This window comes from Roseixanthobacter liquoris (genome assembly GCF_043195135.2).
Classification (GTDB): domain Bacteria; phylum Pseudomonadota; class Alphaproteobacteria; order Rhizobiales; family Xanthobacteraceae; genus NCEH01.
The window spans coordinates 3298661-3310597 of record NZ_CM195537.1 but is presented as its reverse complement, the minus strand read 5'-3'; the positions used below and the strand labels follow the sequence as shown (position 1 = coordinate 3310597).

The 11937-nt window shown below is 66.8% G+C and carries 11 protein-coding genes; all 11 read left to right on the top strand.

Features of this window, described 5'->3' with window-relative positions:
- Window positions 1-9 precede the first annotated feature (9 nt).
- The 11 genes from V5F84_RS14925 to fabZ all read left to right on the top strand — a co-directional run bounded on the left by V5F84_RS14925 (window position 10) and on the right by fabZ (window position 11937).
- A complete protein-coding gene (locus tag V5F84_RS14925) occupies window positions 10-1011 on the top strand; it encodes a 30S ribosomal protein S2 (protein ID WP_394014915.1) in 1002 nt (333 codons plus the stop codon).
- Between the two features lie 105 nt (window positions 1012-1116).
- The gene (gene tsf, locus V5F84_RS14920; protein WP_394043765.1) at window positions 1117-2040 is read left to right on the top strand and encodes a translation elongation factor Ts; all 924 of its coding nucleotides are present in this window, start codon (window positions 1117-1119) and stop codon (window positions 2038-2040) included.
- A 20-nt stretch (window positions 2041-2060) separates the two neighbouring features.
- On the top strand, window positions 2061-2777 hold the full coding sequence (gene pyrH / locus V5F84_RS14915) for a UMP kinase (protein WP_348844942.1): 717 nt from the start codon (window positions 2061-2063) through the stop codon (window positions 2775-2777).
- 220 nt (window positions 2778-2997) lie between these two features.
- Window positions 2998-3561, top strand: a complete 564-nt coding sequence (gene frr / locus V5F84_RS14910) for a ribosome recycling factor (RefSeq protein WP_394043764.1) — start codon at window positions 2998-3000, stop codon at window positions 3559-3561.
- 28 nt (window positions 3562-3589) lie between these two features.
- On the top strand, window positions 3590-4360 hold the full coding sequence (locus V5F84_RS14905) for an isoprenyl transferase (protein WP_394043884.1): 771 nt from the start codon (window positions 3590-3592) through the stop codon (window positions 4358-4360).
- A complete protein-coding gene (locus V5F84_RS14900) occupies window positions 4357-5169 on the top strand; it encodes a phosphatidate cytidylyltransferase (protein WP_394043763.1) in 813 nt (270 codons plus the stop codon). The genes V5F84_RS14905 and V5F84_RS14900 overlap by 4 nt, the downstream gene beginning before the upstream one ends.
- Window positions 5170-5179: 10 nt before the next feature.
- Window positions 5180-6352, top strand: coding sequence for a 1-deoxy-D-xylulose-5-phosphate reductoisomerase (dxr, locus tag V5F84_RS14895; protein WP_394043762.1), 1173 nt, complete (start codon window positions 5180-5182; stop codon window positions 6350-6352).
- A 198-nt stretch (window positions 6353-6550) separates the two neighbouring features.
- Window positions 6551-7696: an RIP metalloprotease RseP gene (gene rseP, locus V5F84_RS14890; RefSeq protein ID WP_394043761.1), complete on the top strand. Its 1146-nt coding sequence runs from the start codon at window positions 6551-6553 to the stop codon at window positions 7694-7696.
- Between the two features lie 169 nt (window positions 7697-7865).
- Entirely contained in the window at window positions 7866-10295 is a 2430-nt protein-coding gene (bamA, locus tag V5F84_RS14885; RefSeq protein ID WP_394043760.1) for an outer membrane protein assembly factor BamA, read from the top strand.
- Between the two features lie 62 nt (window positions 10296-10357).
- Window positions 10358-11425: a UDP-3-O-(3-hydroxymyristoyl)glucosamine N-acyltransferase gene (gene lpxD / locus V5F84_RS14880; protein WP_394043759.1), complete on the top strand. Its 1068-nt coding sequence runs from the start codon at window positions 10358-10360 to the stop codon at window positions 11423-11425.
- Window positions 11422-11937, top strand: a complete 516-nt coding sequence (fabZ, locus tag V5F84_RS14875) for a 3-hydroxyacyl-ACP dehydratase FabZ (protein ID WP_394043758.1) — start codon at window positions 11422-11424, stop codon at window positions 11935-11937. Before lpxD ends, fabZ begins: the two co-directional genes overlap by 4 nt.

The following is an 11937-nucleotide window of genomic DNA, read 5'->3' as shown; positions in this document are numbered from 1 at the left end:
AGAGTAGAAGTGGCAATTCCTGATTATTCCATGCGTCAGCTTTTGGAAGCTGGCGTGCATTTCGGTCACCAGTCCCACCGCTGGAACCCCAAGATGGCGCCGTATATCTTCGGCGTCCGCAACAACATCCACATCATCGACCTGTCGCAGACCGTGCCGGCGCTCCATCGCGCCCTCCAGGCCGTGTCCGACACGGTGGCCAATGGCGGCCGCGTGCTGTTCGTCGGCACCAAGCGCCAGGCCGCGGACCAGGTGGCCGACGCCGCCCGCCGCTCCGCGCAGTATTTTGTCAATTCCCGTTGGCTGGGCGGCATGCTCACCAATTGGAAGACGATCTCCAATTCCATCGCCCGGCTCAAGAAGCTGGAAGAGATGCTGGCCGGCCCCGAGGCGGGCTCCGGCTACACCAAGAAGGAGCGCCTGACGCTCTCCCGTGAAAAGGAGAAGCTGGAACGCGCCCTCGGTGGCATCCGCGACATGGGCGGCCTGCCCGACCTGCTGTTCGTGATCGACACGAACAAGGAAGACATCGCCGTGAAGGAGGCCCAGCGCCTCGGCATCCCGGTGGCGGCCATCCTCGACACCAATTGCGATCCCGACGGCATCGCCTTCCCGGTTCCCGGCAATGACGACGCCGGCCGCGCGATCCAGCTCTATTGCGACCTGGTCGCCCGCGCCGCCATCGACGGCATTTCCCGCGGCGCCGGCGATTTCGGCGATGTGGGCGCGGCCGAGGAGCCCCTGATCGAGGACCTGCCCGCCGAGCTGAGCGTGTGGTCCACCTTCGAGCCCCTGTCGGGTCCGCGCGGCGTCGCCGACGACCTGAAGAAGCTCACGGGCGTGAGCCCGGAGATCGAGCAGAAGCTCAACGATCTCGGCATCTTCCACTTCACCCAGATCGCCGGCCTGGATGCCCAGGACGCGCATCACATCGGTGAAGAAGTGGGACTGCCGGGCCGCGTTGACGGCTGGATCGCCCAGGCCAAGGAGTTCTCCGCCGAAGTGGAGTGATCCCTTCTCCGGAGGTCATTTGAGTGAAGGGGCGATAAGCGCCCCGGCGGCCGGCTTGGGCACCCCCTTGGCCGGCCGTGGCATGAGAAGAAGAGGAAGCTGAGCATGGCCGCGATCACGGCAGCACTCGTGAAGGAATTGCGCGACAAGACCGGCGCCGGCATGATGGACTGCAAGGCCGCTCTCACCGAGACCGCCGGCGACATCGAGGCCGCCATCGACTGGCTGCGCAAGAAGGGTCTCGCCAAGGCCGCCAAGAAGGCCGGCCGCGTGGCCGCCGAAGGCCTCGTTTCGGTGGAATCCTCGGGCCATTATGCGGTCGCGCTGGAAGTGAATGCCGAGACCGACTTCGTCGCCCGCAACGCCGATTTCCAGGCGTTCGTGCGCGAAGCCGCCAAGATCGCCCTCAATACCGATGGCTCGCTCGAAGCCCTGGCCGCCGCCCATTTCCCGGGTGAGAGCGTGACCGTGTCCGAGAAGCTCGCCACCCTTATCGCCACCATCGGCGAGAACATGGCGCTGCGCCGCGTCGCCAAGCTCCAGGTCGAGCATGGCGTGATCGCCTCCTATGTGCACGGCACGGTGTCCGAGGGCCTCGGCCGCATCGGCGTGCTGGTGGCGCTCGAATCCAAGGGCGATGTGGAGAAGCTCTCCACCCTCGGCCGCCAGATCGCCATGCATGTCGCGGCGCTGAGCCCGCTGGCGCTCGATGCCTCCGGCATCGACGAGAGCGTGGTCGCCCGCGAGAAGGCGATCCTGCTCGAGAAGCACCAGGGCAAGCCCGCCAACGTGCAGGACAAGATTGCCGAAAGCGGCATGAAGACCTTCTTCAAGGAAGTCACCCTGCTTGAGCAGCCGTTCGTGCACGACGGCTCCAAGTCGGTGGCCCAGGTGCTGAAGGAAGCCGAGGGCGGCGTCGGCGCGCCGGTGAAGCTCACCGCCTTCGTGCGCTATGCGCTCGGCGAGGGCATCGAGAAGGAAGAGAGCGACTTCGCGGCGGAAGTCGCCGCCGCAGCGGGTCAGTCCTGACCGCGTCGGGGGAGGGGGCCATGTCCGACCTTCCCTATCCCCGCGTCCTCATCAAGGTCTCCGGCGAGGCCTTGATGGGACCGGAGCCGTTCGGGCTCCATCCCCCGACCGTGACGCGGATCGCCCGCGATCTCGTGGCCGTGCGTGCGCTCGGCTGCGAGGTTGCCGTGGTTGTGGGCGGCGGCAATATCCTGCGCGGTGCCCGCGTGGCCGGCGAGGACCTCAACCGGTCGACCGCCGACCATATGGGCATGCTCGCCACCGTCATGAACTGCCTCGCCCTGGAGCAGGCGGTGGAAGCGGCCGGCGAGCCGGCCCGGACCATGTCCGCCATTCCCATGCCCACCGTCTGCGAGCCCTATGCCCGCCAGCCGGCCATGCGGCATCTGCGGCGCGGGCGGATCGTGCTGCTGGCGGGGGGCACGGGTAATCCGTACTTCACCACCGACACCGGCGCGGTGCTGCGCGCGGCCGAACTGAGCTGCGACGCGGTGCTGAAGGCGACCAATGTGGACGGCGTCTATACCGCCGATCCCAAGCTCGATCCGAACGCCCGCCGCTATGACCGCCTCACCCATGATCAGGCCCTGGCCTACGATCTGAAGGTGATGGATGCCGCTGCGTTCGCCCTTGCCCGTGAAGCCGCCTTGCCGATAATCGTCTTTTCTATTCGCGAACCGGGTGCCATCGTGGCGGCCGCCAAGGGCGAAGGTCACGTGACCGTGGTTGCGCCGTGAAGGCATAAGTCGGGAAGCGCGGCGCGTCGTGTTCCGCCGGCCGGTACCTGCGGGTGCCGGCGCGGCAGCCGTCTCGCCGGAACGCGGCGCATGGCCGCCGGCGCGCGGGTCCCGTGTGCCCCGGGTTTCAGAGGCCTTGGCCTTCGGCCGTGTCGTCAGGCGGGGCGGGAAGGATAGAACCGGCCTGTCGCGCCGGGAAAATGAAGAACAGGAATTTGCCATGAGCACCGACGCATTCGACCTTGCCGATCTCAAGCGCCGCATGCAGGGCGCGGTGGGCGTGCTGAAGCAGGAACTCGGCGGCCTGCGCACCGGCCGCGCGTCGGCCAGCCTCCTGGAGCCGATCCAGGTGGATGCCTACGGCACCCATATGCCCATCAGCCAGGTGGCCACGGTCTCGGTGCCCGAGCCGCGCATGCTGTCCGTCCAGGTGTGGGACCGCTCGATGGTCAGCGCGGTGGAAAAGGCGATCCGCGACAGCAATCTCGGCCTCAACCCCTCCACCGAGGGCCAGGTGATGCGTATTCGCATCCCCGAGCTGAACCAGGAGCGGCGCCAGGAGATGGTGAAGGTCGCCCATAAATATGCCGAGGCGGCCCGCGTCTCGGTGCGCCATGTGCGCCGCGATGGCATGGACCTGCTCAAGAAGCTCGAAAAGGACAGCGAGATCAGCGCCGATGACCTCGATCGCTTCTCCACCCAGGTGCAGAAGGCGACGGACGAGGTGATCGCCGAAGTGGACCAGACCCTCGCCCACAAGGAAAAGGAAATCCTCTCGGTCTGAGGAGCATGGCATGAAAGGGGAAGGGGCCATGTCGGTGCGCAACGGCGCCTCAGCGACGCCAGCCACGGGTGGCGCGTGCATTCCGGTGCACGTGGGCGTCATCATGGACGGCAACGGGCGCTGGGCGACGGCTCGCAACCTTCCCCGCTTCGAAGGCCACCGGCGCGGGCTCGAGGCGCTGCGCCGGTGCGTGCGCGCGGCGCGCGAGATCGGCATCCGCTATCTCACCATCTATAGCTTCTCCAGCGAGAACTGGTCTCGCCCGGCAAGCGAGGTCTCCGACCTCATGGGCCTGCTGAAGCGGTTCGTCCGACACGATCTGGCCGAGCTGCACAGCGCCAATGTGCGCGTGCGCATCATCGGCGAGCGGGCGGAGCTGGCCCGGGACATCTGCCAGCTGCTGGACGAGGCCGAGGCGCTGACCAAGGACAACACGGGCCTGACCCTGATCGTGGCGTTCAATTATGGCGGGCGGCAGGAGATCGCCGCCGCCGCCGCGCGCCTCGCCGCCGAGGCGGTGGCCGGCAGGATCCGCCCCGAGGACATCAGCGCGGACATGATCTCCGCCCATCTTGATACGGCGGGAATTCCCGATCCGGACCTGATCGTGCGCACCAGCGGCGAGCAGCGCCTGTCCAATTTCCTGCTCTGGCAGGGCGCCTATTCGGAACTCGTATTCCTGCCCATCTATTGGCCCGAGTTCGACCACGCGGCGCTGGTGGGCGCCATCGAGGAATATGCCCGGCGTGACCGTCGGTTCGGCGGCATTGCCGCCCGCGCCGGCAGCGTGCGCACGTGATCGGCGGAAAAGACCTCCGCCAGCGCACCCTTTCCGCCGCCATACTGGCGCCGCTCGTCCTGGCGCTCACCTGGTTCGGCGGCTGGCCCTTCGCGCTCATCTGGGCGCTCGCGGGCATCGCCATCGTCTATGAATGCGGCACGGTCGCGCGCGTGACGCCCCGTCCGCTGCCGATCGCCATCGGCGCCGCCGCCGTGCTGGCTGCGAGCGCCGTGCTTGCCGCCACCGGGTCCGGGGCGGGGGCGACGCTGATCTGCCTCGTCGGCGCGGTGCTTGCGATCTTGGTCGCGCGCGGCCGCTTGTGGGCCGGGGCGGGCGTGGCATGCGGCGCGGTGGCCAGCCTGCCCATCGTGGCGCTGCGCGATACCGACCAATTGGGCCTCGTCGCCGTGCTGTTCCTCTATGCGGTGGTATGGAGCACGGACATCGGCGCCTATTTCACCGGCCGCACCCTCGGCGGCCCCAAGCTGTGGCCGCGCCTTTCGCCCAACAAGACCTGGTCCGGCGCGCTCGGTGGCGCGGTCTGCGGCATGGCTGCGGGAATCGCGCTGCTGCTGGCCGCCGGGCTTGTCTTCAACCCCATGTGGGTGGCGCTCGGCATCGTGCTGAGCGCGGTGGCGCAATCCGGCGATCTCGCGGAATCGGCCTTCAAGCGGGCCTTCGGCGTGAAGGATGCCGGAAGCCTCATCCCCGGACATGGCGGCGTGCTGGACCGGCTGGACGGATTTCTCGCCGCCGTGCTGCTCGCCGGCCTGATCGGTTTTGCCCGCAACGACCTTGCCCCAGCGGCGGGTCTGCTTTTGTGGTAGGTCTCTTGCCATGACCGTCATTTCCATCCTTGGGGTCACCGGCTCGGTGGGCCGCAGCACGGTGAAGGTGCTGAGCGAAGCACCCGGCCGCTATCGCGTGGAAGCGGTCGCGGGTGGGCGCGATCCCCAGGCCCTGGCGCAGGTCGCGCGCGACCTCGACGTCCGCTTCGCCGCCATCGCCGATGCCGCCAAGGGCGCGGAACTGGCCGAACTGCTCGCGGGCACGGGAATCGAAACCGGGGCGGGGCCTTCGGCCATCATCGAGGCGGCCCAGCGCGAGGCGAATCTCGTGGTGGCCGCCATTTCCGGCGTGGCCGGCCTCGCGCCGACCGTCGCGGCCTTCGGGCCGGGCCGGCGGCTCGCGGTGGCCAACAAGGAATGTCTCGTGGCCGCGGGCGCGTTCTTCATCGCCGAGGCCGCGCGCACCGGCACCATGCTGCTGCCGATGGATTCCGAGCATAACGCCATCTATCAGGCGCTCGGCGCCGGGCCGCGGGCGGATGTGGAGCGTGTGACCATCACCGCCTCCGGCGGCCCGTTCCGCACCGCGCCGCGCGAGCAGATTGCCCGTGCCCGCGCCGCCGATGCGCTGAAGCATCCCAACTGGTCCATGGGCGCGAAGATCACCATCGATTCCGCCACCTTGATGAACAAGGGGCTGGAGCTGATCGAAGCGCACCATCTGTTCGCCATCCCGGCCGCCCAGCTGGACGCGGTGGTGCATCCCGAATCGGTGGTGCATGGCCTCGTCTCGTTCCGCGACGGATCGGTGGTCGCAGGACTTGCCGTACCGGACATGTGCGTGCCCATCGCCCATTGCCTCGGTTTCCCCGAGCGGCTGGAAACCTCCTGCCGCCGGCTCGACCTCACCAAGGTGGGCCGGCTGACCTTCGAGGCGCCGGACCTGGAGCGATTCCCCGCCCTGCGTCTTGCGATGGAAGCGATGGAAGCGGGCGGCAGCGCCCCGACCATCCTCAACGGCGCCAACGAGATCGCCGTCGCCGCCTTCCTTGAAGGTGCGATCGGCATGTTCGGCATCGCGGCGATTGTCGAGGAGACGCTGGCGACGCTCCCCGCCGACGGCCCTCCGGCTTCCCTCGAAGAGGCGCTGGCGCTCGATGCGCAGGCGCGCCGCGTCGCGGTGTCCCTGCTGCCGAAATATGCGGCCGCCGCCGTCGCCTGAGACCGGTTCCAACCGATTATCGCTTTCGCCCTTGCCTAAGTTTGCCGCAAAGGCATCCTAAGGCTCAGCGCTGGGGCATTCGGCCTCATCTCCTGTGGATCGCGAAGGCCGCAAGGCGCGACCTTCGCCCAACATTCGGTGCCATCGGCTGCGCGGCGCTTCGCCACGGGCCGGCGCGGCGCACGCGAGGAACGGACGATGGAAGTGTTTGCGAGTCTGGGCGCCTGGGGCACCTCGCTCCTTGGCTATGTGGTGCCGTTCCTCTTTGTGCTGACCCTGGTGGTATTTTTTCACGAGCTCGGCCATTTCTGGGTCGCGCGGCGTGCAGGCGTGCGGGTCTTGACCTTCTCCCTGGGGTTCGGCCCGGAGATCGCCGGCTTCAACGATCGCCACGGCACCCGCTGGCGCCTCGCCGCCGTACCGCTCGGCGGCTATGTGCGATTCTTCGGCGATGAAGACGCGGCCAGCACGCCGAACACCGAAAAGCTGCGGCAGATGACGCCCCAAGAGCGCAAGGAAAGCTTCTTCTACGCGCCGCTCGCCTGGCGCGCCGCCATCGTCGCGGCCGGGCCGATCGCCAATTTCCTCCTGGCGGTGGTCATCTTCTCCATGGTCTTCATGGTGTTCGGCCGCCAGGTGACGGCGCCGCGCGTGGATCAGGTGGCCGCCGGCAGTGCCGCCGAGCAGGCCGGATTCGTGCCCGGCGACCTGGTCCTCAGCATCGACGGCACGGCGGTGGAGAGTTTCGCCGACATGCAGCGCATTGTCGGCTCCAATGCCGGCCAGGCCTTGAGCTTCAAGGTGGAGCGCGGCAATGCCGAGCTTTCGCTGACCGCGACCCCGCAATTGCGCGAGGTGAAGGACGCGTTCGGCAATGCCCACAAGATGGGCCTGCTGGGCATTTCCCGCTCGCTTGCGGCCGCCGATGTGAGCACGCGCCGCTATGGCCCGGTGGAGGCTGTCGCCATGGGTGCGCAGGAGACCTGGTTCGTGGTCGCGCGCACCTTCGACTATCTCGGCGGCCTGATCGCCGGGCGGGAATCGGCCGATCAGCTGGGAGGCCCGATCCGCATCGCCCAGGTGTCGGGGCAGGTAGCCACCTATGGAATCGGTGCGCTTCTGTCCCTTGCGGCGGTTCTTTCGGTTTCGATCGGTCTTCTTAACCTCTTTCCGATCCCGCTGTTGGACGGTGGGCACCTGCTGTTCTACGCTGTTGAAGCGGTGCGCGGGCGGCCGCTCAGCGCCCGCACGCAGGATATCGGCTTTCGCATCGGCCTCGCCATTGTGTTGATGCTGATGGTTTTTGCCACATGGAACGACGTGCTGCACTTGGCCACCATGTGACGAAGGGGCCAGTCGTGGCGCAGCGGCCACGGTCGGCGGAAAAGCGGAAGCCGCTGGTTCGACAGGCGTTTGCAGTGCGGGGAAAAGCCTGTACAAGCGCCTCGACGGTGAGAATCCGAGCGCCCAGGCGCCCGGGTTTGAGAACAACGAATTCAAGGTTGCGCGCCATATGACTTCTCGGGTCCGAGTCATCGTGAAACTGGCCGCCGTCCTCGGCATCGCGCTCAGCGCCGCGATGGCGACGACCGCCGGTTCCATCCTCATCGCCGGTCCCGCGGCCGCTCAATCCGCCTCGAACATCGTGGTCGAAGGCAATCGCCGCGTCGACGCGGCGACGATCCGGTCCTATTTCGCGGTGAAGCCGGGCGAGTCGCTCTCGCCCGCCAAGATCAACGAAGGCCTCGCGGCCCTCTATGCGACCGGCCTGTTCTCGGACGTGAACATCTCCCAGCAGGGTGGCCGGCTGGTGGTGCGCGTCTCCGAAAACGAGGTGATCAACCGCATCGCCTTCGAGGGCAACAAGAAGCTCAAGGACGACGCGCTGCTGGCGGAGATCCAGTCCAAGCCCCGCGGCACCTTGTCCAAGGCGGTGGTGCAGGCGGATACCCAGCGCATCATCGAAGTCTATCGCCGCGCCGGCCGGACCGACGTGAAGGTCAATCCCGTCACCATCGATCGCGGCAACGGGCGTGTCGATCTGGTGTTCGAGATCACCGAGGGCGAGAAGGTCGGCGTCAAGGACATCAAGTTCGTCGGCAACAAGGCGTTCTCGGACTACAAGCTGAAGGACGTCATCACCACGACGACCACCAACTGGCTGTCCTTCCTCAAGTCCACGGACGTCTATGATCCGGACCGCGTGAATGCGGACCAGGAATTGCTGCGCCGCTGGTATCTGAAGAACGGCTATGCCGACTTCCGCATCGTCGCCGCCACGGCGGAACTCGTGCCCGCAACGAGCGGCTCGCCGGCCGGCTACGTGATCACCTTCACCCTGGACGAAGGCGCGCAATACCGCTTCGGCAAGGTGGATGTGGTCTCCAACATCCGCGACGTTCCGGCCGCCAACTTGCGCAACGCGCTGCGCATGAGCGACGGCCAGGTCTATAATGCCGAGCTGGTCGAGAAGTCGGTCGAGAACATCACCATCGAAGTGTCGAAGAGCGGCTATGCGTTCGCCCAGGTGCGGCCGCGCGGCGATCGCGACTTCGAGAACAAGCGCATCAACGTGCTGTTCGTGGTGGAAGAAGGGCCGCGGGTCTATGTCGAGCGCATCGAGGTGCGCGGCAACACCCGTACCCGCGACTGGGTCATCCGTCGCGAATTCGATATCGGCGAAGGCGATGCCTACAACCGCGTGATGGTCGATCGCGCCGAGCGCCGCCTGCGCAACCTCGGCTACTTCAAGAGCGTCAAGATCACCAACGAGCCGGGCTCGGCGCCTGACCGCATCATCCTGGTGGTGGATGTGGAAGATCAGCCGACGGGTGAGTTCTCGGTGTCGGGCGGCTATTCGACCTCGGACGGCTTCATCGCCGAAGTGTCCCTGGGCGAGAAGAACTTCCTCGGCCGTGGCCAGTATGTGAAGATTTCCGGCTCCTTCGGCCAGAACGCCCAGGGCGCGGAATTCTCCTTCACCGAGCCCTACTTCCTCGGCTATCGGCTCTCCGCTGGCATTGACTTCTATTGGAAGGAAACCAGCGCAACCAGCTACACCTCCTACAACACCAGCACGCTGGGTGGGGGCTTCCGCTTCGGTCTGCCGATCACCGACGAAATCACCCTGGCGCTGCGCTACAATCTCTATCAGCGCGAAATCAACCTCGATTGCGCGGTGTGGGGCGACCCCTTCCTGACCTGCGCGGGGACGGCCTCGTGGGCCATCATCGAGGCGGTGGCGCAGGGTGCAACCATCACGTCGGCGGCGGGCTACACGCTCTCCTTCAACGGGCTGGACAGCAACATCAACCCGACCTCCGGCCTCTATGCGGAACTGAAGCAGGATTTCGCCGGTCTCGGCGGCGACGTGAACTTCATCCGCACCTCGGCTGATGTCCGCTATTACTATCCGCTGATCAGCGACTGGGTGCTGTTGGTGCACGGTCAGGCGGGTCACGTGAACGCCTGGGGCGACCAGGACCTGCGGATCATGGACAATTTCTTCATGGGTCCGAACCTGGTGCGCGGCTTTGCTCCGAACGGTATCGGCCCGCGCGACATGGCCTCGCTCTCCCAGGACTCGCTGGGCGGCACGTCCTACTGGGGTCTGTCGGCTGAAGTTCAGTTCCCCTTGGCCTTCCTGCCCAAGGACATCGGCCTGAAGGCCGCGGTGTTCGCGGACGCCGGCTCGCTGTTCGACTATCAGGGCCAGACCACCTTTGCGGGCGCCCCGGCGCCGTACACCTGCCCGGCGGGTGCCCAGAACGCGACCGGCAATGTCTGCGTGTTCGACGACAACGGCATCCGGTCTTCGGTTGGCGCAAGCTTGATCTGGCAGTCGCCGTTCGGCCCCCTGCGCTTCGATTATGCCTGGGTGCTGAGCCAGCAGGCCTACGACAAGGACCAGGCGTTCCGCTTCTCCGGCGGCACCAAGTTCTAATCCTGTCCTCTTATGCGGGCGTCGGCGGTCGTTCCGTCTGACGCCCGCAGCGTATCTAAAATATGAGCGATCCTCTCTTCTTTCCCCTGCCGTCACCGCTGACCCTCGCGGAGGTTGCGGCACTGAGCGGAGCGCGCACCCTGGCGGGCGACCTGCCCGAGGGTGCTCTTGTCCGCGGGGTGTCGACCCTCGCCGACGCCGGGCCCGGCGATCTCGCCTTTTTCGATGCGCCCCGCTATCGCGGCGAGTTCGAGGCGACCCGGGCCAGCGTCTGCATCACCACCGAAAAGCTCGCGGAAGGCGCGCCGGCCGGCCTGATCGTGCTGGTGTCGCCGCGTCCCGCCCTGGCTTTCGTCAATGTCACCCGCACCCTGTTCGCGACCGCGCTGCGGCCGCAACCCGTGTTCGGCCACCAGGGCATTGCGCCCGGCGCCTTCATTCACCCCACCGCCCGGCTCGAAGACGGCGTGACCGTCGATCCCGGCGCGGTGATCGGGCCGGACGTGGAGATCGGCGCGCAGTCGGTGATCTGCGCCAATGCGGTCATCGGCGCTGGGGTGCGCATCGGCCGGGAAACCGCGGTCGGCGCCGGCGTGACGCTCATCCACGCCCTGGTCGGCAACCGCGTCATTCTGCATAGCGGCGTGCGCATCGGCCAGGACGGCTTCGGCTATCAGCCGAGCCCGCGCGGCCATCTCAAAGTGCCGCAGATCGGCCGGGTCGTGATCCAGGACGATGTGGAGATCGGAGCCGGCACCACCATCGATCGCGGTGCCCTGCGCGATACCGTGGTCGGCGAAGGCACCAAGATCGATAATCTCGTGCAGATCGCCCATAATGTGGTGATCGGCCGCCATTGCGTGATCGTCTCGCAGACCGGTATTTCCGGCAGCACGACGCTCGGCGATTTCGTCATGCTGGGCGGCCAGGTGGGCGTGATTGGCCATGTGCGCATCGGCGATGCGGCCCAGATCGCGGCCTCGTCCAACGTGAAGGACGATGTTCCCCCCGGCGTGCGCTGGGGCGGATCGCCGGCCAAGCCCGTGCGCGAATGGTTTCGGGAATTGACCGCGCTGAAGAAATTGGGGCAAGCAAGCGCCCGTCGCAGCGACGAAGGGGGGGACCAATGAGCGAAGCCAGCAGCAGCCCCGAGGCGCTCTCGGCCGATGCCGCAACCGCCGCATGCAAGGTGCTCACGAGCGCCGATCTGCAAAAGATCCTCCAGTGCCTGCCGCATCGTTATCCGTTCCTGCTGGTGGACCGGGTGGAGCGCATCGACAGCGACAATTCCTGCGTCGGCGTGAAGAACGTGACGGTCAACGAGCCGCATTTCCAGGGCCACTTCCCGGGAAATCCGGTGATGCCCGGCGTGCTGATCATCGAGGGCATGGCACAGACCGCCGGCGTGATCTGCATTCTTTCCAAGCCCGAGCGGCCGGCGGACCTGCCGCCGCCGTTGGTCTATTTCATGACCATCGACGAGGCCAAGTTCCGCCGTCCGGTCGTGCCGGGCGACGTGCTGGAATATCACATGACCAAGATCTCGCGGCGCCGCAACATGTGGTGGTATCGCGGCGAGGCGAAAGTGGGCGGCGAGCTTGTCGCCGAGGCGCGCCTTGGCGCGATGATTACCGGATTCTGA